This window comes from Nocardia sp. NPDC004711 (assembly GCF_053601595.1).
This window is the reverse complement of sequence record NZ_JBSGCB010000012.1, coordinates 43,222-67,273: the sequence shown is the minus strand read 5'-3', so window position 1 is coordinate 67,273 and position 24,052 is coordinate 43,222. Positions and strand designations below refer to the sequence as shown.

Annotated in this window: 24 protein-coding genes and 1 pseudogene; 17 read left to right on the top strand and 8 right to left on the bottom strand. The window is 68.7% G+C overall.

Annotation, left to right across the window (positions count from 1 at the left end):
- Positions 1 to 282 precede the first annotated feature (282 nt).
- The 11 genes from pspM to ACWEKS_RS13920 all read left to right on the top strand — a co-directional run bounded on the left by pspM (position 283) and on the right by ACWEKS_RS13920 (position 10,401).
- Complete coding sequence (pspM, locus tag ACWEKS_RS13970; RefSeq protein WP_452340413.1) at positions 283 to 1,191, top strand: phage shock envelope stress response protein PspM; 909 nt, start codon at positions 283 to 285, stop codon at positions 1,189 to 1,191.
- A gap of 231 nt (positions 1,192 to 1,422) precedes the next feature.
- Positions 1,423 to 1,599: a hypothetical protein gene (locus tag ACWEKS_RS13965; RefSeq protein ID WP_354839568.1), complete on the top strand. Its 177-nt coding sequence runs from the start codon at positions 1,423 to 1,425 to the stop codon at positions 1,597 to 1,599.
- 71 nt (positions 1,600 to 1,670) lie between these two features.
- Positions 1,671 to 2,615, top strand: coding sequence for a quinone oxidoreductase family protein (locus ACWEKS_RS13960; RefSeq protein ID WP_452340412.1), 945 nt, complete (start codon positions 1,671 to 1,673; stop codon positions 2,613 to 2,615).
- Positions 2,616 to 2,739: 124 nt separating this feature from the next.
- A complete protein-coding gene (locus tag ACWEKS_RS13955; RefSeq protein ID WP_379428320.1) occupies positions 2,740 to 3,894 on the top strand; it encodes a sugar ABC transporter substrate-binding protein in 1,155 nt (384 codons plus the stop codon).
- 12 nt (positions 3,895 to 3,906) lie between these two features.
- A complete protein-coding gene (locus ACWEKS_RS13950) occupies positions 3,907 to 4,680 on the top strand; it encodes an ATP-binding cassette domain-containing protein (protein WP_040859440.1) in 774 nt (257 codons plus the stop codon).
- 13 nt (positions 4,681 to 4,693) lie between these two features.
- Complete coding sequence (locus ACWEKS_RS13945) at positions 4,694 to 6,121, top strand: sugar ABC transporter permease (RefSeq protein ID WP_452340411.1); 1,428 nt, start codon at positions 4,694 to 4,696, stop codon at positions 6,119 to 6,121.
- Between the two features lie 25 nt (positions 6,122 to 6,146).
- Positions 6,147 to 7,298, top strand: a complete 1,152-nt coding sequence (locus tag ACWEKS_RS13940) for an ROK family protein (protein ID WP_452340410.1) — start codon at positions 6,147 to 6,149, stop codon at positions 7,296 to 7,298.
- Between the two features lie 77 nt (positions 7,299 to 7,375).
- Positions 7,376 to 8,089, top strand: coding sequence for a PIG-L deacetylase family protein (locus ACWEKS_RS13935; RefSeq protein WP_452340409.1), 714 nt, complete (start codon positions 7,376 to 7,378; stop codon positions 8,087 to 8,089).
- A 114-nt stretch (positions 8,090 to 8,203) separates the two neighbouring features.
- Positions 8,204 to 9,367 (top strand): glycosyltransferase, encoded by a 1,164-nt coding sequence (locus ACWEKS_RS13930; protein ID WP_452340408.1) that lies wholly within the window; start codon positions 8,204 to 8,206, stop codon positions 9,365 to 9,367.
- Between the two features lie 112 nt (positions 9,368 to 9,479).
- Complete coding sequence (locus ACWEKS_RS13925) at positions 9,480 to 9,671, top strand: DUF3046 domain-containing protein (protein ID WP_040859434.1); 192 nt, start codon at positions 9,480 to 9,482, stop codon at positions 9,669 to 9,671.
- 10 nt (positions 9,672 to 9,681) lie between these two features.
- Positions 9,682 to 10,401, top strand: coding sequence for an APH(3') family aminoglycoside O-phosphotransferase (locus ACWEKS_RS13920; protein WP_452340407.1), 720 nt, complete (start codon positions 9,682 to 9,684; stop codon positions 10,399 to 10,401).
- Positions 10,402 to 10,417: 16 nt separating this feature from the next.
- On the opposite strand, the gene ACWEKS_RS13915 is transcribed toward ACWEKS_RS13920, so the two are convergent.
- Positions 10,418 to 10,939, bottom strand: coding sequence for a CGNR zinc finger domain-containing protein (locus ACWEKS_RS13915; RefSeq protein WP_452340406.1), 522 nt, complete (start codon positions 10,937 to 10,939; stop codon positions 10,418 to 10,420).
- 153 nt (positions 10,940 to 11,092) lie between these two features.
- On the opposite strand from ACWEKS_RS13915, the gene ACWEKS_RS13910 reads away from it, so the two are divergent.
- From ACWEKS_RS13910 to ACWEKS_RS13900, 3 genes are all read left to right on the top strand, one after another.
- On the top strand, positions 11,093 to 11,545 hold the full coding sequence (locus ACWEKS_RS13910; RefSeq protein ID WP_452340405.1) for a VOC family protein: 453 nt from the start codon (positions 11,093 to 11,095) through the stop codon (positions 11,543 to 11,545).
- Positions 11,546 to 11,772: 227 nt separating this feature from the next.
- Positions 11,773 to 12,654: a pyridoxamine 5'-phosphate oxidase family protein gene (locus ACWEKS_RS13905; RefSeq protein WP_452340539.1), complete on the top strand. Its 882-nt coding sequence runs from the start codon at positions 11,773 to 11,775 to the stop codon at positions 12,652 to 12,654.
- 38 nt (positions 12,655 to 12,692) lie between these two features.
- Positions 12,693 to 13,145, top strand: a complete 453-nt coding sequence (locus ACWEKS_RS13900; protein WP_452340404.1) for a nuclear transport factor 2 family protein — start codon at positions 12,693 to 12,695, stop codon at positions 13,143 to 13,145.
- 78 nt (positions 13,146 to 13,223) lie between these two features.
- Here ACWEKS_RS13900 and ACWEKS_RS13895 read toward each other — a convergent pair whose 3' ends face one another.
- Positions 13,224 to 14,636: a DHA2 family efflux MFS transporter permease subunit gene (locus ACWEKS_RS13895; RefSeq protein WP_452340403.1), complete on the bottom strand. Its 1,413-nt coding sequence runs from the start codon at positions 14,634 to 14,636 to the stop codon at positions 13,224 to 13,226.
- 94 nt (positions 14,637 to 14,730) lie between these two features.
- Between ACWEKS_RS13895 and ACWEKS_RS13890 the strand changes: the two genes are divergently transcribed.
- From ACWEKS_RS13890 to recX, 3 genes and pseudogenes are all read left to right on the top strand, one after another.
- On the top strand, positions 14,731 to 15,753 hold the full coding sequence (locus ACWEKS_RS13890; RefSeq protein ID WP_452340402.1) for an Lrp/AsnC family transcriptional regulator: 1,023 nt from the start codon (positions 14,731 to 14,733) through the stop codon (positions 15,751 to 15,753).
- Between the two features lie 161 nt (positions 15,754 to 15,914).
- Positions 15,915 to 16,949 carry a recombinase RecA gene (gene recA, locus ACWEKS_RS13885; protein WP_354839607.1) on the top strand — a complete coding sequence of 345 codons (1,035 nt, stop codon included), beginning with the start codon at positions 15,915 to 15,917 and terminating at the stop codon, positions 16,947 to 16,949.
- Between the two features lie 1,392 nt (positions 16,950 to 18,341).
- A pseudogene (gene recX, locus ACWEKS_RS13880) lies at positions 18,342 to 18,812 on the top strand (recombination regulator RecX); the annotation flags it as partial.
- 681 nt (positions 18,813 to 19,493) lie between these two features.
- Here recX and ACWEKS_RS13875 read toward each other — a convergent pair.
- The 6 genes from ACWEKS_RS13875 to ACWEKS_RS13850 form a co-directional block, all read right to left on the bottom strand.
- Positions 19,494 to 20,168, bottom strand: coding sequence for a DoxX family protein (locus ACWEKS_RS13875; RefSeq protein WP_452340401.1), 675 nt, complete (start codon positions 20,166 to 20,168; stop codon positions 19,494 to 19,496).
- 133 nt (positions 20,169 to 20,301) lie between these two features.
- The gene (locus tag ACWEKS_RS13870; RefSeq protein ID WP_452340400.1) at positions 20,302 to 20,574 is read right to left on the bottom strand and encodes a hypothetical protein; all 273 of its coding nucleotides are present in this window, start codon (positions 20,572 to 20,574) and stop codon (positions 20,302 to 20,304) included.
- Between the two features lie 109 nt (positions 20,575 to 20,683).
- The gene (locus ACWEKS_RS13865) at positions 20,684 to 21,610 is read right to left on the bottom strand and encodes an amino acid ABC transporter permease (RefSeq protein WP_452340399.1); all 927 of its coding nucleotides are present in this window, start codon (positions 21,608 to 21,610) and stop codon (positions 20,684 to 20,686) included.
- A complete protein-coding gene (locus tag ACWEKS_RS13860; RefSeq protein WP_452340398.1) occupies positions 21,607 to 22,287 on the bottom strand; it encodes an amino acid ABC transporter permease in 681 nt (226 codons plus the stop codon). Before ACWEKS_RS13860 ends, ACWEKS_RS13865 begins: the two co-directional genes overlap by 4 nt.
- A gap of 81 nt (positions 22,288 to 22,368) precedes the next feature.
- A complete protein-coding gene (locus ACWEKS_RS13855) occupies positions 22,369 to 23,202 on the bottom strand; it encodes a glutamate ABC transporter substrate-binding protein (protein ID WP_354839620.1) in 834 nt (277 codons plus the stop codon).
- 52 nt (positions 23,203 to 23,254) lie between these two features.
- Positions 23,255 to 23,983, bottom strand: coding sequence for an amino acid ABC transporter ATP-binding protein (locus ACWEKS_RS13850; RefSeq protein ID WP_379398792.1), 729 nt, complete (start codon positions 23,981 to 23,983; stop codon positions 23,255 to 23,257).
- Positions 23,984 to 24,052 lie beyond the last annotated feature (69 nt).

Here is a 24,052-nt window from a genome sequence, read left to right as displayed (position 1 = left end):
GCCGACCCCATCCCGGGTTTCCCCTCCCCGTTCCCGCCGCCCGCAACCGCGCAGCCTCCGGCGCAGTCCGAAACCGCCGGGCCTGAAACGGCTTCCACACCGGCAGCGAGTATTTCCTCAGCGCCGGAGCACCGCTCGCCCCATCCGGCCGGGTTCACTGGCCACTCGGCATCCGCTGCGCCGGAGCCATCCCCGCCGCCGCGAATCGACCGCGGATCGCCACTGGGCGCTGGTCAAGCGCCGCGTGAATCCACGGTGCAGCCACCGGTTCATTCGCAACCCGTGTCCGGACGTGGCGCCCGCGCCGGTGACCCCGCCGGTGCTGCGGGTGGCGGCCGGCGGAAACGGGCGCGGCGCGAGCGGGCCACCGAGGCGGTGCGAGAAGTGTTGGCGCCCACCGGGTTCGAGCCCGAGGAGTTGGCGCAGCGGCTGCCGGATACGTTGCGGGGGGTGGGGGAGCAGGCGCTGGTGGCCGTGCGGAGGTGGGCGGATCCGCGGGAGCGTGAGCTGCGGAAGCGGCGCCGGGCACGGCGTCGGAGTTTCCGGCTGGGAACAGCTTCGGGGTTGACGACGGCCGGAACCGTTGGACTGGTGCTGATTTCGGCGCCGGCCTGGGCGGTGATCGTAGTCGGTGGTGGTGCGGTCGCGCTGGTCACCGGGACCGCGGTGACGGCCCGGCGGTATCTGGAGATGCGCCGGGAGCCGCTGCCGCAGGCCGCTTTCGTGCCTCGGAAGCTGCCGCCGATCCGGTCCGCGGCGCGAGCGTCGATCGCCCGATTGGTCCGGGCCGAGCGGGCGCTGCACGGGCTGCACTCGCAGATCGCACGGACGGGCCGGCTTCCCGAGGACGATCTCAACGACACCCTGGAAACAGCCGCGTCCGGGGCCGCCGCACTGCACGCGCTGGCACAGGATGTGGTCGCCATGGAGCAGGCCGCCGGTGCGCTCGGCGCGAGTTCGCCACTGGGCGAGCACGTTCGGGCTGTTTCCACCCGCCTTGACGGCGGAGTCGTCGAATACGAGGGTATGGTCGCGGCCGCGGCCCGGGTGCTGGCGGTCCCCGAGAGCGCGGCCATCGCCGACGATCTCGGCTGGGCCATGCTCGGCCTGCGTGACGCCGCCGACCGCCTCGACGGCTGGGCCCAGGCCCTCACAGATCTGGCCGACCAGCGCTTCCGCGCCCATCCCTGACCTGCCCGCAGCGCTGTGAACCGGGCTTTCCCGGGGCGGGGCTCGGGCTGTTGCAGGTCGGCGGGCTGCGGCCCCGGCGAACGCGGCCTGCCGCCTCGGCCGGGGGACTCGGGGAGAACCCTGATCTGTCCCGGATTTCGCTGCTGACCTGGTGATTTTCTCAGGCAGGCGACGCAGTATGGATGGTGTCGGATCGCGCGGACGGCGGTTCGGAGACTAGGGAGGTCAGTAATGTTCTGGAAGATTCTCGGCGTCGTCGTCCTCGTGTGGATCGCCTTCGCGGTGCTCGGGTGGCTGATCAAGGCACTGTTCCCGATTCTGCTGGTGAGCGCCATCGTCTTCGGTCTGTACATGCTGTACAAGGCGGTGTCGGGCTCGAAGGACAAGTCGCCGCTGAGCAAGTTCTGATCGGTCGAAACTTTCGGACCGTCCGGCCCCGGTAGCGGGGACGGGCGGTCCTTTTTTCGTATGATCGCGGGATGGCTACTGCTGTCGTTGCCACCGCTTACGGTGGACCGGAAGTCTTGTCGCTGGTCGAGGTCGAGGTGCCCGAGCCGGGGCCGGGTGAGGTCAGCATCGCGGTGCGGGCCGCCGGGGTGAATCCCTTCGACTACAAGCTCTACAGCGGTGCGTTCGGCACCGATCCCAGCAAATTGCCCATCCGGCTGGGCCTGGAGGTGGCCGGTGTGGTCACCGCGGTGGGTCCCGACGCCGAGGGGCCGGCCGGGCCGATCTCGGTCGGCGACGAGGTGATCGCGACGGTGGGCGGCGGCTACGCCACCGCCGTCACCGGGCCGGCCGCCCGGGTCGTGCCCAAACCCGCCGATGTGGACTGGAAGCATGCGGCCGGTGTGCTCAGTGTCGGCGGGACCGCGGTGCATCTGCTCGCGGCGACCGGCGTCGGGCCCGGGGACACCGTGCTGATCCACGGTGCCGCGGGCAGTGTCGGCGCGCTGGCCGCGCAATTGGCGGTGGCGCGGGGCGCGCGGGTGATCGGCACGGCCTCGCCGAGCCGGCATGAACGCTTGCGCGCCTACGGCGTCGAGCCGGTCGCGTACGGCCCGGGACTGGCTGATCGCGTCAAGGCCTTGGCCCCCAACGGAATCGATGTTGCCCTCGACACGGTGGGCACCGAGGAGGCGATCGACGTCTCCTTGGAACTGGTGGCCGACCGGAGCCGGATCGCGACCATCGTGGCGTTCGATCGGGCGGCCGCGGAGGGGTTCAAGGCCCTCGGCATGGGTCCCGGGGCCGATCCGGGCACCGAGATCCGCGGCAATGCCTGGCGTGAGTTGTTGCCGCTCTTGTCCACGGGCAAGCTGGATCTGGCGATCGCCAAGACGTTCCCGCTGTCGGAGGCGGCCGCGGCGCACGAGCTCGTCATCGAGGGGCACGCGGGTGGAAAGGTCATCCTGCTGCCCTGAACCGGGCCGCATCGATTTGGCCAAACGTCCTATATGAGTGACTCACACGGCATATGTTGTTGCCCACAACATATGCCGTGTGTGCGGTTGCAACCCAGTGACCGCCGCGTGAAAGGTCACCCTGATGAGGACGAAAAGCGCGCTCCCGCCGACGAAGTCCGGACGCCGACGGGGTTACGCCGCCGCCGCGCTCGCACTGTCCGGCCTGCTCACCCTCACCGCCTGCGGATCCAATTCCAGCAGCACGACCTCCTCGTCGAGTGCGCCATCGGGCGGCGGCGCCAATGGGACGGTCGGGGTCATCCTCCCCGAGACCGCCACCTCGGCCCGCTGGGAATCCTTCGACAAGCCGCTACTGCAGAAAGCCTTGAACGAGGCCGGATTCGATGCCGACGTGCAGAACGCGCAGGGCGATGTCCAGAAATTCTCCACCCTGGCCGACGGCATGATCGCCAAGGGCGTCAAGGTGCTGCTCATCGCCTCCATCAACAGCGAGGTGGGCAGCGCGGTCGCGGCCAAGGCCAAGCAGGCCGGCATCCCGACCATCGACTACGACCGCCTCAACCTCGGCGGATCCTCCGACTACTACGTGTCTTTCGACAATGTGAAGGTCGGCGCCCTGCAGGGCCAGGGGCTGGCCACCGCGCTGAAGGACAAGCCGGGCGCGCAGGTCGTCGAGATCGAGGGCGCGCCGACCGACAACAACGCGACCCTGTTCCACCAGGGCCAGGAGCAGGTGCTCCAGCCCCTGTACGACTCGGGCGCGCTGAAACTCGTGCGCAGCCAAGCCATCGACGACTGGAACAACCAGAAGGGCGGCACCACCTTCGAGCAGATCCTGACCGGCGCAAACGGCAAGGTCGACGGCGTGGTCGCCGCCAATGACGGCCTGGCCGGTGCGGTGATCACGGTGCTGAAGAAGAACGGCCTCAACGGCAAGGTGCCGGTGACCGGTCAGGACGCCACCGTGGACGGCCTCAAGGCGGTGCTGCGCGGGGACCAGTACATGACCGTGTTCAAGCCCATCAAGGAGGAGGCCGAGAACGCCGCGAAACTCGCTGTGGCCCTGGCCAAGGGTGACAAGGCGGCCGCGGATGCCCTGGCGCAGGGCGTGAGTCAGGATCCCAAGGGCAAGCGGGACGTGAAATCGGTGCTGCTGCAACCGCAGTTGATCACCAGGGCAGAGGTCAAGCAGGTGGTGGACTCGGGCTTCGTGAAGGCCTCCGACGTCTGCTCGGGCGACGTGAAGTCCGCCTGCACCGAACTCGGCATCGCCTGAGGATCGAGAGACATGAGTGAGCCGCTGCTCCAGATCACCGGCCTGAACAAGAGTTTCGGACCGGTGCACGTGCTGCACGACGTGGACCTCACCGTGCCGGCGGGAGAGGTCACCGCACTCGTCGGCGACAATGGCGCGGGCAAATCCACGCTGGTGAAATGTGTTGCCGGAATCCACGCCGCCGACTCCGGCGAGGTGCGATTCCGTGGCGAACCCGTACACCTGCGTGGCGCCAAGGATGCGGCGGCGCTCGGCATCGAGGTCGTCTACCAGGACCTGGCCCTGGCCGACAACCTCGACATCGTGGCCAATATGTTCCTCGGCCGGGAGCGCGGCAAGCCGTGGCTGCTGGACGAGGCGAGCATGGAGGAGGCGGCGCGGCGCACCCTGGCCTCGTTGGGGGTGCGCACCGTGAAATCGGTGCGCACCCCGGTCGCAGCCCTGTCCGGTGGGCAACGCCAGACCGTGGCCATCGCGAAAGCCGTGCTGTGGAACAGCAATCTGGTTCTGCTCGACGAACCCACCGCGGCGCTCGGGGTGGCGCAGACCCGGCAGGTGCTGGATCTGGTGCGGCGGCTGGCCGAACAGGGGCTGGGGGTGGTGCTGATCAGCCACAACCTGGCCGACGTGTTCGAGGTCGCCGATCGGATCGCGGTGCTGTACCTGGGCCGGATGGCCGCGCAGGTGCGGACCGCCGATGTCACCACCGGCCAGGTGGTGGAGTTGATCACCGCCGGGCGTTCCGGCGATCTGGGCTTGGCGCGGCCGGAAGCCGCGGTGCTGTGAGGAAGCCACTGCTATGACCAATGTTTCGGAATCGGCGACGGCCGAACCGGGTACCGCCATCACCGACTTCGGGATCGACACCACGACCCGGTCGACGCGAGAAGCCGTGCGCGACTACGCGGCCCGGCTGCGCGCCGGGGATATCGGATCCCTGCCCGCGATCCTGGGCCTGATCGCGCTGGTGGTGTTGTTCTCGCTGATGTCGGATGTGTTCTTCTCGCTCAACAATATTGCGAACCTGCTGGCGCAGGGGGCGGGGCAGACCATCATTGCCATCGGGATCGTGTTCGTGCTGCTGATCGGCGAGATCGATCTGTCGGCGGGCACGGCGTCCGGGGTGGCGGGGGCGGTGCTGGCCATGCACTACGTCGACAACGGGAACCTGTTGACCGGCATGGGATCCACGGTGTTCTTCGTGTTCAACGCCATGCTGGTGCTGGCCGCGATCCTGGCGGGGCTGCTGCGGATCTGGCCCGGGGTGGCGTTCTCGGTGCTGGGGATCGTGCTGACGGTCATCGGGTTTCAGGCGAATCCGTGGATCGAGATGCTGCTCGCGGTGTGTGTGGGCGCCGCCATCGGGTGCATCACCGGGTTCCTGATCGCGAAGATCGGGATGCCGTCGTTCGTAGTGACGCTGGCGCTGTTCCTGGCGTGGCAGGGGGTGATCCTGCAGCTCATCGGCGAGGGCGGGGTGCTGGGGATCAATTCCTCGCACGTGCTCAATGCGGTGGCGAACGGAAATCTGTCCACGGTCGGGAGCTGGGTGCTGTGCGTGGTGGCGGCCGGTGGCTATGCGGCGGTCACGCTGGGCGGGCATCTGCGGCGCCGGCGTCGCGGGCTGGTCACGTCGCCGACGCCGCTGGTGGTCGCGAAAGTGGTGGCGCTCAGCGGGTTCGCGATCGCGGTGACAGCGCTGCTCACCGTGAATCGTTCACCCAGCAAGCTGATCGTGATCTCCGGTGTGCCGTACGTGGTTCCGATCGTTCTCGTGCTGCTGGTCGCGGGGACCTATGTGCTGACCCGCACCACCTACGGCCGTCACATCTATGCCGTCGGCGGGAACCTGGAGGCGGCCCGGCGCGCGGGCATCAACGTAACCCAGTTGCGGGCAAGCGTTTTCGTCATCTGCTCCGCCTGTGCGGCGATCGGCGCCATCGTCTACTCCTCGAAGGTCGGCTCGGTCGATCCGCAGGCGGGCGGGCTCAACACCCTGCTGTTCGCGGTCGGAGCGGCCGTGATCGGCGGCACCTCCCTGTTCGGCGGCCGGGGCCGGGTGGCCGACGCGGTGATCGGCGGCGCGGTGCTGGCCGTCGTGTCGAACGGACTGGGCCTGCTGCGGCAGCCCGCGGCGGTCGTGTCCATCGTGACCGGGCTGGTGCTGCTGCTCGCCGCCACCGTCGACGCGCTCTCGAGACGCCGCGTGGCGATAACGGGCCGTTGAGCCGCGCAATGGTATTACCGAGTCCATGACCGTCGCCCGACCGGACGAGGTGCGCCGGTTCAACCGGTCGAGCCTCCTGCGGCTGCTACACATCGGAGGCCCCGCCACCCGGGCGACGCTGGCGGTCGAGCTCGGGCTCAATCGGTCCACCATCAAGATGCTCGTCGACGGGCTCGCCGAGGACGGGGTGGTGGAGGAGAAGGTGCCGCGGCTGGCGCGCGGCGCCGGCCGGCCCTCGCTGCTGGTGCTGCCGCAACCACAGGCGGCGGTGGTGCTGGCGGTGGATGTGCAGGTCGAGCACGTGGGGATCGCGCTGGTCGGCTTCGGCGGGCAGGTCATGGGACGCAACAGCTGGAATCTGCGTGGGCGGCAACGGGAACCGGACGAGGTGATCACCCACGTCGCGGAATCGGCGACCATGCTCGCGGAGGATCTGGGCCTGCGGCCGGTGGCGGCGGGCGTGTGCGTTCCCGGTGTGGTGCGGCGCGCGGACGGCCTGGTGCACCATGCCGCCAACCTGCGCTGGGGTGAGGTGGCGCTGGGACAGCGGCTGCACGCGGTGCTGGACCTGCCCGTCACCGTCGGTAACGACGCCGAATTCGGTGCGCTCGCAGAGCATGCCAGGGGTGCCGGGCGCACGGCCGCCGATGCGGTCTTCGTCTCCGCCGATGTCGGGGTCGGCGGCGGGCTCATCGCGCAGCGCGCGCTGCTGCGCGGATCCGCGGGGTATCTCGGCGAGATCGGCCACATGACGGTGCGGCCGGGCGGGCGAAAGTGCCACTGCGGCAACGAAGGCTGCTGGGAGACCGAGGTGGGCGAGGCCGCGCTGTGCCGCGCCCTCGGCATGCCCGAGCACGGCCCGCGCGGGGCGATCGTCGCCGAACTCCGTGAGCTGCGCGGTGATTGGGAAACCAGGCTCGCCGACTACCTCGACTGGATGACCCTGGGCCTGGTCAATGTCGTCAATATCCTCGGGCCCGAACTGCTGGTGCTCGGCGACCTCTTCACCGCGCTCCCCGAACCGGCCATCGCGCGGGTCCGCGATCAGGTCCACCGCCGCAGCATGGTGAGCCGGGCCTTCGGCGGGGTTCGCATCGAAAAGTCGCGTCTGGGCCCGGATCTGAAGCTGCTCGGGGCGGCGGAAGCGGCCTTCGAGGGCGTACTCGCCATGCTGTGACGCCGCGGCGTGGCCGTGGGGTGCGAAGTTCGCGTCGGCCAGGTGTGGGCGGTGGCGGCTGGTGTTGAATGCAGGATATGGAGCAGCTTCCCGAGGACTGGCAGCGCGGGATCGTCATCGCCGCGCATCCCGATGACATCGAATACGGTGCGGCCGCCGCGGTCGCGCGCTGGACCAGGCAGGGCAAGGCCATTCGCTACGTGCTGGTCAGCAGCGGCGAGGCGGGGATCGCGGGGCTGCCGCCGGCCGAGTGTGGGCCGCTGCGGGAAGACGAGGAGCGGGCCTCGGCCAAGATCGTCGGCGTCAGCGAGGTGGAATTCCTCGGGCACCCGGACGGGCGGATCGAGGAATCCCTGGCCCTGCGCCGGGATCTGGCCGCGGCCATCCGCCGCCATCGCCCGAACATGGTGGTGCTGTTCAACTTCGGCGACACCTGGGTCCGCGGCTACGCCAACTCCGCCGACCACCGCGCCGTCGGCCGCGCCGCCCTGGATGCCGTGTCCGACGCCGGCAACGAATGGATTCACCCCGAGCTCGCCGAGCTGCCCGCCTGGTCGCCACGCTGGGCCGCCGTCTACGGCGCCCCGGACGGCAGCCACGGGCTCGACGTCACCGACACCTTCGAGACCGCCGTCGAATCCCTCACCGCCCACCGCCGCTACCTCGAGGCCCTCAGCCCCGACCCGGCCGAAACCCAGGCCCGCGCCGTCCTGGAAATGACCGCCGGCCCGAAGGAGGGCGTCCCCGGTGCCCATGCCCTGACCTTCGAGCTCTACCACTTCGCGGGCTGAGGGGCGGGCCCGACGGCCGGTCCCGGCGCCGGGCGCGCTGGTGGTCGAGTGACACGGGCCACCACAGTGGGTGAAGGTGCCGGGGGCGTCGGTCGGGTGTGGCACCCTGGGGCCGTGCGAGTAGCGGTGGTGGCCGGGCCTGATCCGGGGCATGCGTTTCCGGCGATGGCGTTGTGTCAGCGGTTGCTGGCCGCGGGCGATGAGCCGGTGCTGTTCACCAGCCCGCGGTGGTTCGACGCGGCCCGGGAGGCCGGGATCGGGGTGCGGCGGCTGAAGGGCCTCGCACCCCGGGCCGAGGACGACGACAGTGACGCGGGCGCCAGGATTCATCAAAGGGCCGCGCACATTTCGACCGAGATCCTGCCCGATCTGAGCGCCATGCTGCCGGAACTGGTGGTGTCGGACGTGCTCACCGTCGGGGGCGGGATGGCGGCGGAGCGGCTGCGGCTGCCCTGGGTCGAGCTGTCGCCGCACCCGTTGTACCTGCCGTCGAAGGGCTTGCCGCCCATCGGGAGTGGGCTCGCCGCGGGGGAGGGCATGCGCGGGCGCGCCCGGGACTCGGTCCTGCGCGGGCTGACGTCGCGGGCCATCCGGCGCGGGGGACTGCAACGCGAGCAGGCCCGCGCCAGTATCGGCCTGCCACCGGAGGACCCGGGCCCGACCGCCCGCCTGGTCGCCACCCTGCCCGCCCTCGAGGTGCCGCGCCCCGACTGGCCCGAGAATGCGCACCTCGTCGGCCCGCTGCTCTGGGAGCCGACCGACCACATCCTGGATCTACCGCCCGGCGATGCCCCCCTGGTCATGGTCGCCCCCTCGACCGCCCAGACCGGTACGGCGGGCCTGGCCGACATCGCCCTCGAGGCACTCGAAGGCGCAGGCGTCCGGGTCGCAGTCTCCATGCTCGACACTCCGCCCGCCGACCTCCCGTCCTGGGCCACAGCCGGTTTGGGCCGCCAGGACGAGATCCTGCGCCACACCTCGGTCGTGATCGGCGGCGGCGGCCACGGTCTGCTCGCCAAATCCCTGCTGGCCGGCGTCCCCATCGTCACCGCCCCGGGCGGCGGCGACCAGTGGGAACTCGCCAATCGCGCCGCCCGCCAGGGCAGTTCGATCCTGGTCCGCCCCGTCACCCCCGAAGCCGTCCGGGACGCCGTCAAACGCATCCTCGACGACCCCGCCTACACCGCCGCCGCCCACTCCGCCGCCACCGGCATCACCGTGGTCACCGACCCGGTCGAAATCTGCCACGCCGCCGTCGAATCCCCACCCGCCGCCTGACTTTCGCTCGCGACGCCGGTTGGTAGGACACCGCGAGGCGGTTTGTCGGAGGCGGTGGGTGGCCGCGGCTGGGTTTGGCCCGGGTGCGGGGCGGTGGCGTAGGCTCGCGGCCGTGCGGTTGACGGAGTTCCAGGAGCTGTTGCATACCGAGTTCGGGACGGCGCGGGGAGACGTGCTGCTGACCGATCATGTACTGCCGTCCATGGGGCGGACGGGGGCCCAGGCCATCGAGGCGGGGGTGGATCCCCGCGACGTGTGGCGGGCGCTGTGCGCGGAATTCGATGTGCCGAAGTCGCGATGGTGAGCAGATCCGCATGAGGCTGCGGCTGCCGCCGCGCGTGGCAGAGCTGCTCGGGCCGAATCCAGCGTGGTCGGACGATCACGAGGGCCGCAGTGGCGGGGTCGTCCGGGCCAATGGAACGTATTGGGTCAAGCATGGTGCGGTCGCGGTGGCGGAGTTTCCGCGGTATCGGTGGCTGCGGGAGCGGTCGATGGCGGTGCCGGAGATCGCGGTCTTCGAGGACGACACGCTGGTGCTCGTCGATGCGGGAGTGCCGGGTGTGGCCTCGGTGCAGCCGGGTTCGCCGGGCATGTTGATGGGCGAGACGTTGCGGCGGTTGCACGCGCTGCCGGTGACGGGCTGTCCGTTCGACGGCCGGCTCGACATCACCCTGGCGGAGGCGTCTCGGCGGGTTGCCGAAGGTCTGGTCGACGTCGATGATTTCGATGCGGACAATCTCGGACGGACGGCAGCGCAGGTGTACGCACAGCTGGTCGCCGAACGGCCCGAGGCCGAGGATCTCGTTGTGGCGCACGGTGATTACACGCCGCCGAACGTGCTGGCGGGCGGGATTCTCATCGATGTGGGCCGGCTGGGGGTCGCGGACCGCTACCGCGATCTGGCGTTGGCCGCACGGGATCTCGGCGATGACTTCGGCGCCGGCGAGGTGGAGGCCTTCTTCGCCGCCTACGGCCTGCCCGATCCCGATCCGGCGCGGCTCGCCTACTACCGCCTGCTCGACGAATTGTTCTGAGCCACAGCGGGTTCGCCTACTCCGCCTGCGTCTTCTTCGCATAGTGCCGGGTGGCCTTGGCGCGGTTGCCGCAGGCCGCCATGGAATGCCAGCGACGGGTGCCGTTCTTCGAGGTGTCCAGGAAGTACAGGATGCACTGCGGGTGCGCGCACTGCTTGATGCGGTCCGGGGTGCTCGCCAGCAGGTGGAGCAGGTTGTCGGCGGCGAGCCAGCCGGGTAGCCAGGCCGGATCGGCGACCTCGGGGAGCGCGGCCGGGCCGTCCGGGGTGAGGGCGCGGCGGATGCGGCCGTGCGCCAGGACGGTATTGAGGTCGTCGGCGGTCTCGCCGCGGACCGCGCGCAGGATCGCTTCCCGGGTCGTCACGAGCGCGTGCAGCGTCGCCTCGTCCGCGGGCAGGTCGAGGTCGTTGTCGGCCAGCCACCCGCGGAGCCCGGACACGTCGGTGAGCAGGTCCTGGTGTCCCGTCGCCGCGATCCAGCGGGTGTTGAGCAGGTCCAGGGCGAGCGGTTCACCGAGGTGGGGACGTGGTTCTGGCACGCCTGAGGGTAACCGCCGTAGTGCGCGCATCGGCCCGACGACTCCTTTCTAACCAGCAAAACAAACTAGAGGGGTTGACGGCAGGTGTTGGCCGCCGCTAGTTTCTAACTAGTCAAACGAACTACGATGGTTACATCTTCCGAAGGGGTTCCCATGACCGCACCTGTTCTCGGCACCGGACACATCGGCCTCAATGTCACCGACCTCGACCGCTCGGTGGACTTCTACCGCCGCGCCCTCGGTTTCGAACAGCTCGGCGCCGGCGGCGAGGGCGCCCAGCGCTTCGCCTTCCTCGGCCGCGACGGCAAACTGCAGGTCACCCTCTGGCAGCAGAGTGACGGCGAGTTCTCCGCCGAAACCCCCGGCCTGCACCATCTCTCGTTCCAGGTGGACACCATCGACCAGGTCCGCGAGGTGGAATCCGCCCTGAAGGCCTTGAATGTCGCCTTCGCCCACGACGGCGTGGTCGCCCATGGGGAGGGCGCCTCCTCCGGCGGCATCTTCTTCATCGATCCCGACGGCATCCGCCTCGAGATCTACGCCCCCTCTGGCGCCGACCGCGCCCCGGCCCCCTCCGGCGCCGCCCCCACCTGCGGCTTCTTCTGATCCGGAATACCGCCACCAGCACCAGAATTCACCCGAGAAGACCGGTCACCTCCGCAGGCGGCCCGATGGGAGCTCACATGAACGCCGTCTCGACACGCGATGCGCACCACGGCGGGAAAGTATCGGCCACGGATAAGCCCGGCGCGCAGGCCTCCGAGCCCGGATCGACCACCGGCACGGTGACTGCCGGTGGCGCCATGCCGAAGGGTGCCGTGAGGGCGAGCGGGATCGGCTATCACCCTGGGGAATTGGCCGTGCAGCGGCGCATGGGGCAGGAGGATATTGCTCAGCGGGTCGGGCGGATGATCCGCGCTGATATCCCGGCCGCGGCGGCGGCATTCCTGGCGGAGCAGCCGATGATCGTGGTGGCCGCCGGGGATGACGGTGGGCGGATGTGGGCGGGGCAGTTGGTGGGGCCGCCCGGGTTCGTGTACGCCTCCGGGGAGCGGGCGATCGAGGTCGAGGCGCGGCCGGTGGCCGGTGATCCGCTCGCCGAATCGCTGCGCGGCACACGGCATGTCGGCATGATCGCGTTGCAGCCGCAAGTGCGGCGGCGGATGCGGGTCAATGGCGTGATCGCACCCACCGCGACCGGGCTGCACATCGATACCGAGCAGGTGTATTCGAACTGCCCGAAGTACATCTCCCGCCGCGGGATCGAGGAGTGGGCGTCGGGCGGGGCTCCGGCGGTGCGCCGGACCAGCGCGCTGGACGAGTCTCAGCGGCAGCTCATCGTCCGCGCCGACGCGTTCTTCATCGCGTCCGCCGATGTCGACGGCAATGCCGACGCCTCCCATCGCGGCGGCAATCCCGGCTTCCTGCAGGTGCTTTCCCCGACCCGCCTGCGCTGGCCCGATTACCGTGGCAACTCCATGTTCATGACCCTCGGCAATATCGCCGCCGACCCGCGCTGCGGCCTCCTGATTCCCGACTGGCGCACCGGCACCACCCTGCAACTCACCGGTACCGCCGAGATCACCTGGGAGGAAGCCGCTTTCCCGGCCGGTGCCCAATGCGCCATCGACTTCACCCTCACCGAAGTCGTCGAAATCACGAAGGCCACACCCTTGCGCTGGAGCGAACCCGAGCTGTCCCCGGCCAACCCCTAGCGCCCAGCCCGCCCGCACCGAATCGAAAGGTCTCCCTCATGCGTCCTCCACTGCCTCCCTTCGACCTGGAATCCGCCAAGCTCAAAGTCCGCGCTGCCGAAAATGCCTGGAACACGCGCGATCCCGAGACGGTCGCCCAGGCGTACACCGAGGACTCCGTCTGGCGCAACCGCGACGAATTCCTCACCGGCCGCGCCGAAATCGTCGATTTCCTGAAGCGCAAGTGGGCCAAGGAGAACGGCTACGCCCTGCGCAAGGACCTGTGGTCCTGCACCGAGAATCGCATCGCCGTCCGCTTCCAATACGAATGGCACGACGACGAGGGCCAGTGGCACCGCAGCTACGGCAACGAACTCTGGGAATTTGCCCCCGACGGCCGCATGTCCCGCCGCGAGGCCAGCATCAACGACGTCCCCATCGCCGAGTCCGACCGCCGCATCTTCGGCCCCCGCACCCCCGACGAGGACGCCCTGGGGTTCCCCATTCGGTGACAACAAGATCAGGGAGCTCTCACTGCGGGGAATTCGGGCGAATTCCACCGTGAGAGCTCCCTGATCTTGATTTTCCGGTCAGGCGACCGCCGCGGGCTCGGGCGGGCCGAGGACGGGGGTCTCGGGGGTGGGGCGGGATACGCGGGTGTAGAGAGCGAAAACGAATGCGGCTGAGACGATTCCGAAGACCCCCGCAGTGAGCGTCGCCGAGTTCAGGCCGTCCACGAAGCCGTGAGTCACCGGGTGCGCATCGCTCGCGTTGCGGAAGACGGTGCCCAGCACCGCGACTCCCAGCGCCAGGCCCAGCTGCCGCGCGGTGTTGATCGCACCGGCCGCGGTGCCGCTCTGACGCGGCGGGACCGCGACCATGCCCACCGCCATCAGCGGCGGAGCCATCACACCCACGCCGACACCGATCACCAGGAAGCCGGGAATCGCGGCGGTCCAGGAGGATCCGGAGTCGACGAGGGTCAGCAGGGAGCTGCCCGCGCCGATCGCCAGCAGGCCGCCGCCGATCGTCCACTTCGGCGCCATCTCGTGCAGGAACCGGCCGAAGATGCCCGAGGTCAGGAAGGCGCACACCGACATCGGCAGCATCGACAACCCGGCCCGCAGCGGGGTCAGGTGCAGGTACTGCTGCAGCCACAGTGACACCAGCGGGCTGGACGCGAAGGCGGCGAAGCTCATGCCGACCGCGGCGATCAGCGTCGCGGTGAAGCCCGCGCTGCGCAGCAGGGGCAGCGGCAACATCGGTGCCGCGCTGCGGAATTCGAGCACGATGAACGCGATCAGCGCGAACGCGCCGACGATCAGTGCCACCGCCGCCCCGCGATCACCCCAGCCGTGCTCGCCGCCCCGGATGATGCCGTAGGTGACGGCTGTCGCCGCGACGGTGAAGCTCAGCATCCCGCCGACGTCGATGCGCCGGTCTGCGTGCCGCGGCGACGGCCCGAACGCCAAGGCGGACAACACGATCGCGATCGCGGCGATCGGCAGGTTGACGAAGAAGATCCACCGCCACGACAGCAGATCGGTCAGCACGCCGCCCAGCACCACGCCGATACCGGCCGCCGCGCCCGAGACCGCGCCCCACGCGCTGAAGGCGATGCCGCGATCACGACCGGTATACGTGGCGTGCAGCAGCGACAGCGTGGTGGCCAGCATGGCCGCGCCGCCGATGCCCTGCGCCGCGCGCGCCGCCACCAGCACGCCCGCCGACCCGGCGATACCGCAGGCCAGGCTGGCGGCCGCGAACAGGGCCAGGCCGATCAGATAGGTGGGTTTCGCGCCGAACCGGTCGGCGAGCGAGCCGAGCATGAGCAGCAGTGCGGCCAGCGCCAGCGCGTAGCCGTCGATGACCCATTGCAGCCCGGACAGGCCGGTGCCCAGGTCGGCGGCGATGTCCGGCAGCGCCACATTCACGATGGTGACGTCGATGAGCAGCATCAGTGAACCCAGGCACGCGGCCAAGAGGGGCAACCACTTCCGCATGAGAACCTCCAGAGAACGAACGATTTCGTCCCTAAGGATGGGATAGGCGCTTGGATCCAGCTAGCTATCCGAGTCGATGCGGTAAATTCCTCCTATGTTCGAGGAAGAGCTGGATGATTCCTCCGTCCTGGACGTGCTCGACAAACAGATCGTGCACGGCCTGGTCACCGATGCGCGCATCCCGTTCGCGCGGCTGGGGGCGATCCTCGGGGTCTCCGAACAGACGGTGGCGCGGCGGTATCGGTCACTGCGCTCGCGCGGCATGATTCATGTGGCGGGCCAGGTGAACACGGTGCCGCTGGGGCAGCCGCGCTGGGTCATGCGCATCACCTCGACGCCCGCCAAGACCGTCGCCCTGGCCGAATCCCTCGCGCGGGTACCGGAATTGAGCTGGGTGTCGCTGCTGACCAGTGGTTTCGAGATCATGTGCGCGGGCCGCACGCGGTCGATCGAGCGGCGGGACGAGTTGCTGCTGCGCGTGATTCCGCGCGCCAGTTCGGTGGTCGGGCTGACCGTGCACGAGGTGATGCGGCAGTTTCCGTTCCCCGAGGAGTGGCCCCGCTACGGCCGGTTCTTCACCGCGGAGCAGCTGCGCGAGCTCGGCCCGCGGCCGCCGATGTGGGAGCCCGTGGGTCCGGAAACCCAGGTCACGCTGTCGCGCGAGGACGAGGCGATGATGGCCATCCTGGCTCGGGACGGGCGCGCGCCCTACGCGCGGCTGGCGGCCGCCACCGGCTGGAGCGCGACCCGGGTGGCCCGGCGGATGAGCGAGCTCATCGAGTCCGGCGTGCTCTACTTCGATCTCGACTTCGCTTTGCAGCTCATGGGTTACACGTGTCGCGCGGTGCTGTGGATGCGGGTGGATCCGGCGCGGCTGGAGGAGGTGGGTAAGGCCATCTCGGAGCATTCGGAGGTCGCCTACCTGGCGGCGATCACCGGGCCGGCCAACCTGACCGCGTCGCTGGTCTGCCGGGACAATGCCCATCTGTACCGCTACGTGACCGAACGGCTCGGTGCGTTGCCCGGCCTCCGGGATATCGAGGTGACGACGGCGTTGCGGGTGTTCAAGCAGTCGCAGACGCTGGTCGACGCGCAGAAACTCGCGGTGCTGCCCTGATTGCCGAATGCTTGCCACCAGGTGTTTCGCGTGTCGCTCAGCGCGTCGCTTGCATCGAACATCTGTTCGTCTAAGCTCGTCGTCGGAACTTGTCGGTGCCGCCCTCTAACGTGGGCGCCAACCACAGCATGAGACACACCCGTTGAGAAGGGGATCAGACGATGGCACCACAGGCTTTCGATCGTGACAAGGCGCTCGAGCTCGCGCTCGCGCAGGTGGAGAAGAGCTTCGGCAAGGGCGCGGTCATGCGTCTGGGCGAAGAGGCGCGTCAGCCCATCTCGGTGATTCCGACCGGCTCCATTGCGCTGGATGTGGCGCTGGGCCTGGGTGGCCTGCCGCGCGGCCGCATCGTCGAGATCTACGGTCCGGAATCCTCGGGTAAGACCACCGTCGCCCTGCACGCGGTCGCCAACGCGCAGGCCGCCGGCGGTGTCGCCGCCTTCATCGACGCCGAGCACGCGCTGGATCCCGACTACGCCCGCAAGCTGGGTGTCGACACCGACGCGCTGCTGGTCTCCCAGCCGGACACCGGTGAGCAGGCCCTCGAAATCGCCGACATGCTGGTGCGTTCCGGCGCCATCGACATCATCGTCATCGACTCCGTCGCCGCCCTGGTGCCGCGCGCCGAGATCGAGGGCGAGATGGGTGACAGCCACGTCGGTCTGCAGGCCCGCCTGATGAGCCAGGCGCTGCGCAAGATGACCAGCGCGCTCAACAACTCCGGCACCACCGCCATCTTCATCAACCAGCTGCGCGAGAAGATCGGCGTCATGTTCGGCTCCCCCGAGACCACCACCGGTGGTAAGGCGCTGAAGTTCTACGCCTCGGTCCGCCTGGACGTCCGCCGTATCGAGACCCTCAAGGACGGTTCGGACGCGGTCGGTAACCGCACCCGCGTCAAGGTCGTCAAGAACAAGGTGAGCCCGCCGTTCAAGCAGGCCGAGTTCGACATCCTCTACGGCATCGGCATCTCCAAGGAGGGCTCGATCATCGACATGGGTGTCGATCAGGGCTTCATCCGCAAGTCCGGCTCCTGGTACACCTACGAGGGCGACCAGCTCGGCCAGGGCAAGGAGAACGCCCGCAAGTTCCTCCTCGAGAACACCGATGTCCGCGACGAGATCGAGAAGAAGATCAAGGAGAAGCTCGGCATCGGCGCGGACGTCACCGCCGAAGAGGCTCCCGCAGACTTCTGATCCATGACCCCTCGGGAACCCGAAGGGCCCCGGCCCGATTCGCCGGGGCCCGCACGCCTGGACGCGGTGGAACGCCTCCGCCGCCAACTGGAGTCCTCCGCCGCCCGCCAGGCCGGCCGCCGCCCCAGCGCTCCCAGGCCTCGAACCCCCGAGCCCGGCCACGACCTCTTCGGCCCCGCCGACCCCTACACCTCCGGCGTCGGCACCTGGAACTACGGCCCATCCGCCCCCGCCGCGTCCTATCACCCTGTCCCCGAAGACAATTCGCCGGACACCGATCACTCCACCTGGCGCACCGCCGACGATGCGACCACCCCCGCCGAACCGCCCCCGTCGCACCGACCGGAGCTCTCCGAGCCATCGCGGCCAGAACCCGCCGACCCGAGCCGAGACCATGAGCCGCCGGACTATCCGCCCGGCGACCCCTCTGGCCCCGCCGCGTCCGTCATCGGTCCCACGCCTGCTGCCTCGGCGATCGGCCCCGAGTCTGCGGCCTCGAATTCTTCCCGCCCTCACTACCTTTCGCCCACCGGGCGCCGCCATCACCGGGGGCAGTGGCCAGAGGAAGCGCCCACTGCCCCCGGTGATGGCGGAACCCACTCTGCCGCATATATCCACGAAGACTCGGTCCCACCCGCTTCGAACCACCCAGCCGCGGAACCGATCTCGGCCACCGAAAGCCGGGAGGACGCGCTGCGGGCCGAATCGGCCGAGGCGAACGCCGCTGATTCCGCACGTCTCGGTCGGGCGGCACATCGCGAGGCTCGACCGAACGAACTCGACGCCGGGCAAGACTCCGGTCAGCGCCGGCTCGGTGACTGCGCACCCGTGACTGTGGAAGGGGTTGCCGTTGGTACGGCCCAGAACTCGATCGGCGGTGCTCCGAGGGACAGACTGGCGGCGGCGCGGGCCGCGTTGGCCGAGGCGAACGCGGTCGTGGCTGCGAAAGCGGCAGCGGGCGGGGCGAGTACAGAGAAGCGCGGTCGTCGAAACACTCGCGGATCCGGCTCAACTTCAGTCGAGCAGGTGTCTGCGGACTCCTACGACGAGTCGGATGAGTTCTCGGCGCGGGGGAATGGGCGAGGCGGCGCGGGTCGTGGAACGGATTTCTCGGAACGAAGTGGCGCGCAATCGGATCGGCGAGGACGTCGGGACAGGCGCCGACGTGGCGGGGACGAGTCGACCGGTGGGGACCAGCCGAGGCATGGAGATGAGCCGAGGCGCGGAAGCGAGTCGAGGGGTGGGGACGACGGCGGTCGGGGTAATTCGGCCGATGTCGGTTCGGAAGTCTCGGTTGATCGGGGGGAGGAGTTCGGTCGGGGTGGGCGGCGGCGCGGACGTGATCGTGGGCGTTCGGAATCCGGAGGGGAGCCGGGGGGATCGGTCGGTGCCGGGGGCGGGGGGACCGAGGCGCAGGCGAAGGATGTTTGCCTGCGGTTGCTGACCGATCGGGCTCGGAGCCGGGCCGAGTTGGCGGATCGGTTGGCGGATCGGGGTTTCACTGCTGCGGTGGCGAAGCGAGTGCTGGATCGGCTGACGGAGGTCGGGCTGATCGATGATGCGGCGTTCGCGCAGCAGTGGGTGCGGTCACGGCACACCTACTCGGGTAAGGGCAAGAAGGTCCTCGCCGAGGAATTGCGGCGCAAGGGCATTGCGCCGGAGGATGCCGAACCGGCACTCGAGTCAGTGACCGCCGAGGACGAGAATGCCCGCGCCGGGGAGCTGGTGCGCCGGAAGCTGACCACGCTGTCCCCGGACCTGGACCGCGACAAGGCGATCAGTCGCCTGGTCGCCATGCTCGCGCGTCGCGGCTACACCCCGGGCACCGCCTACGAGGTGGTGACGGGCGAACTCGCCGCGCTCGCGACGCGACGCGCCCAAGAACAGCCACCCGATACCCGGTCCTCGCCCGCGCCGGCCCCTGCAGGGCGTGCGAAGCCCACCGCATCCCGCCGCGAGCTCGCCGCCGACGACACCGATTCCGCGGCCGAACTGGTCCGCACCAGGCTCCGTACCCTGTCGCCCGGACTCGACCGCGACTCGGCCACCCGCCGACTGGTCGGCCTGTTGGCGCGGCGCGGCTACAGTCCCGGCACCGCGTATCAGGTGGTGGCGGCGGAGCTCGCAGCGTCGGGCGCACTTCACATCAGCGAGCGGACCGGCGCTCGTCGTGAGCAGAATTCCGACAGCCAGGACGAGAACTCCGACCGCATGGCCTCATCGCCGATGCGTCGCGCAAAGGTCGGGCCGCGCGGCAGGACCGTGCTGGGCGGTCGCGACCTCGACGAGAGCGACTCCGAAGAGCCGGCGTCAGAGACCGACTCGCCAGAGGACGAGCAGATTCGTGCCGCCGAACTGGTGCGCGCCAAACTCCGCACCCTGCCCCGAGACCTGGACCGCGACAAGGCCATCCGCCGTCTGGTCGGCCTCCTGGCCCGGCGCGGTTTCAGCCAATCCACCGCCTACTCGGTGGTGAAATCCGAACTGGCCGCCAACGGATTCGATGCCTGACTGCGCTCTCGGCTCGATCCGCGAGCTCGGCGTCTATCCCGACCACTTGATGACCAAGGTGATCACCGCGGCCACCACGGCGAGGGCGAGGGCGGCGGCGCCCCATATGACGCCGCGGCGTGCCCATGGCCGGTTGTAGTCGAGGGAGAATCGGCCCGGCCCGGCGATCGCCAGCGTCAGCGCTGCCACGGCGAACAGCAGGGCACTCTCGTAACCCATCAGCCCGTGGGGCCAGGTCACATTCATCGCGTTGATCATGGTGCCGATGGCGATCGCCGCCGCGAGCGGCGTGAACAGCCCGAGGAACAGCAGCGCGCCGCCGGTGAATTCACACAGCCCCGCCAGCGTGCCGAACACCTTGCCAGGGTGATACCCCATCTTCTCGAACCCAGTGGTGGTCTGGTGCCAGCCCGCGCCATTGAACCACCCGAACAGTTTCTGGCTGCCGTGCACGAACAACAACCCCCCGAAGAACACCCGTAACACCAGCAGCCCCACATCGACCCCGATGGAATCGATATTCTTGCCCGGATCCTTGACGTTGCTATCGGTGACGTTGGTGGTCATGACGTCCCACTTCGTGTGATGAAGCCGGTTGATGAAACAACCTGTCTGCCCGTCCCACCGAGGAATACGCGCCGGCCCCTGAACCGGTTCAATCGCCCCCCACGAGCGAGTTCCGGGCCGAATCGACAGCCCCGTACTCACGTCCCCTCACACATGTGGTCACTGTGACCTGAAGCCACCACGAAGCACGACTACAGATATGCGGGGTATACGAGGGCGAAAGCAAACTGGGTTCGGGATCGCATCATGCTCGAGGATGCCGTACGTACAGCCTTCAGTGGAGGACGCCGCCTGGGCGGCGGGTGGAGAGGGCGCGGCGGGTGTGGCGGTGGTTGGTGTGGCGGAGGGTGCGGGGGGTGGACATGTGGGGTGCAGGGCGGGGTGATTTGTCGCGGCGGGAGGCCAGGAGGCGGCCTGCGGCCTCGTGGATGGCGAGCGCGCCGATGACGGCGGCGAAGGCGGTGAGGCCGGCGAGGAGGGGGGTGACGATGGTGGTCAGGAACAGCCCGAAGACGAATTCTCTTCGAGCGCTGTCGTCTTCGTTCATGAAGACCAGTATGCGAGCTGGATGGAGCAATTGTCCCCGGGTCGGCCGAGCATTCCCGGAATGCCCTGTCCCGGTTCGGGAGTCACGGCTCCCGAACCGGGGTCCGAGGTCAGTTCCCCGACCGCGCGTCGCCGATCACGCCGGGCGCGGACTGGTCCACCATGACGACATCCATGCCCGGGGGAGGGGTGACGGCGCCCGCCGCGAGCACGGCCCGGGAGCCGCGTTTGCGGGTGCGCAGCCACTTCTCGACCCGGGTGGCGATCACGGTCAGCGCGTAGTTGATGACGATCATGATGATGGCCACCACGATCAGCGACGGGATCGGATTCTTTTCCGCCGCACCGAGCTGCGTGCCTCTGCGCACGATTTCCAGATAGGTGATCTGGTAGGCCAGCGCGGAGTCCTTGAGCGCCACCACCATCTGCGAGATGAGCGCCGGCAGCATGGCGGTGACGGCCTGCGGCAGCAGGATCGTCACCATCACCTGGGTTTTGCGCATGCCCAGGGCGACGGCGGCCTCGGTCTGTCCCCGGGGCAGCGCCCGGATGCCCGAGCGCACGATCTCGGCGATGACCGATCCGTTGTAGATGGTCAGCGCCGCCACCGCGGCCGCGAGGGCCAGCTGGTCGGAGGGGAAGACGTTCTGCTGGGCGAACAGGGTGAACAGGAACAGCATCAGGATCAGCACGGGAATGGCCCGCGAGATCTCCACCACCACACCGGCGAACCAGCGCACCGCGCGATGGTCCGACAGCCGCAGAATGCCGAACACCATTCCGAGGATCAGCGCCAGCACGATCGACAGCGCCGCCGCCTCGAGTGTGCCGCGCAGACCCGGCAGCAGGTAGGTGCGCCAGGTATCGCCCTCGGTGAAGGGCTTCCACTTGTCGGCGGTGAACTGCCCCTTGTCGGCCAGGCCGTGATAGACGAACCAGACCGCCGCGATCGCGGCCGCGATGACGACGACCGAGTAGATGCGGTAGCGCAGGCGCGCGCGGGGTCCCGGCGCGTCGTAGAGCACGGACGCGGTCATCGCGCCACCTCGAATCGCTTGGCCAGCCAACCGAAGAACAGACCGGTCGGCAATGTCAGGATCACGAACCCGAGCGCGAAGATGGCGCCGACACTCAGCGGCGCCGCCTCGTTCTCGTTCATCTCCGACATGAGCAGCGCGGCCTCACCGACGCCGATGGCCGAGGCGATGGTCGAGTTCTTGGTCAGGGCGATGAACACACTGCCCAGCGGTGCGATGACCGCCCGGAACGCCTGCGGCAGCACCACGAGCCGCAGGTTCTGCCCGAAGGTGAGTCCCAGCGAACGCCCCGCCTCCGACTGCCCGAACGGCACCGTATTGATGCCGGCCCGCAGCGATTCGCACACGAAAGCCGCTGTGTAGACGCTCAATCCGACGATCGCGAAGCGAAAACTGTTCTCCGCGATACTGTTCGGCCCCTCGGCTGCCAGCCGCCACCCGAGGGTCTGGTACAGGCCCAACGAGCAGAACACGATGATCAGCGTGAGCGGCGTATTGCGAATGATGTTGACGTACAGTGCGCCGATCGAGCGTGCGATCGGAATCGGTGACACCCGCATGGCCGCCACGATGGTGCCGAGAATCAGCGCGAAGAACGCCGAATACAGCGTCAGTTTGATCGTCACCCAGAACGCGTCGAGCAGTTTGGTGTGATAGTTGGAGATCAAGTCGAACACGACTGCCCCATTCCTCCGATCGGAAGACGAAGCACGCCGGGTGATTTCGCGAGACGTGAAATCACCTGGCGCGCCCGTGAATCAGTACCGGTCGACCTTGGGCGGTTCCGGGATCTGGAAGCCGGTGCTGCCGAATTCCTTCTCCAGCGCCGCCTTCCACGCGCCGGAGGTGATCATGGCGTCGATGGCGTCGTTGATCTTGCCGCGCGATTCGGTGTCGCCCTTCTTCACGCCGATGCCGTAGTTCTCGACGGAGAAGGTCTTGCCGACCACCTTCAGCGCGCCCGGCGACTGTGCCGCGTAACCGCGCAGGATGATGTCGTCGGTGGTGACCGCGTCCACCGCGCCCGACTTCAGCGCCTCCACGCACAGCGAGTAGGTGTCGTACTCCTGCAGCTGAACTTCCTTGGCGTACTTGTCCTTCACGTTCTGCGCCGGGGTGGAGCCCTTGACCGAGCACAGCTTCTTGTTGCCGGTCAGCGATTCCGGCCCGGTGACGTCGGTGTTGTCCGACCGCACCAGCAGCGACTGCCCGGTCACGAAGTACGGGCCCGCGAAGTCGACCTTCTGCTTGCGGGCGTCGGTGATGGAGTAGGTGGCGACGATGAAGTCGACCTGCCCGTTCTGGATCAGCGTCTCGCGCTGCGCCGACGGCGATTCCTTGAAGGTGATGTTCTCCGGCTTCACGCCCATCTTGTCGGCCACGTACTTGGCGACGTCGACGTCGAAACCGCTGTAGCTGCCGTCCTTGTTGAGCAGTCCCAGGCCCGGCTGGTCGAACTTGATGCCGATGGTGAGTTTGCCGTCGGCCGCGTGCTGGCTGGCGGTCTTGTTGCTGCCGCCGCCGCATGCGGTGACGGCGAGCGCCAGGGCAGCCACTCCGGCGGCGATCCGGATTGCGTGGTTGATCCTCATCGAACGTCCTGTTCTCTCGTGGAGTGCGGGAGTGTTCCCTAGTGGAGCGGAGTCAGTGGGAGAGGATCTTGCCCAGGAAGTCCCTGGCGCGATCCGATTTCGGTGCGGTGAAGAAGGATTCGGGCTCGGTGTCCTCGACGATCTGACCGTCGGCCATGAACAGCACCCGATTGCCCGCGCGCCGCGCGAAGCCCATCTCGTGGGTGACGACGAGCATGGTCATGCCGTCCTTGGCCAGCCCGACCATGACCTCGAGCACCTCGGACACCATCTCCGGGTCGAGCGCGGAGGTCGGCTCGTCGAACAGCATCACCTTGGGGTTCATGGCCAGCGCCCGCGCGATGGCCACGCGCTGCTGCTGACCGCCCGACAGCTGCGCCGGATACTTGTCGGCCTGATTGGCGATGCCCACCCGGTCGAGTAGTTCCAGTGCCCGGGCGCGCGCCTGGGTCTTGTCGACGCGCCGCACCTTCACCGGCGCCAGCATCACGTTCTCGAGAATTGTCTTGTGCGCGAACAGGTTGAACTGCTGGAACACCATCCCCACATCGGCGCGCAGCTTCGCGAGGGCCTTGCCCTCGTCGGGCAGTTTCACGCCGTCGACGGCGATCTCACCGGAATCGATGGTCTCGAGCCGGTTGATGGTTCGGCACAGGGTCGACTTGCCGGAGCCGGAGGGCCCCACCACGATCACGACCTGCCCTTTGGGCACTTCGAGATTGATGTCACGCAATACGTGCAGCGAGCCGAAGTGCTTGTCCACATTCCGCATCGAGATCATCGGCGCGGGAGTGCTGATGGAATCGGCCACGTCGGTCATGACCAGTGACCCTAATCATGTCGTGCCCGA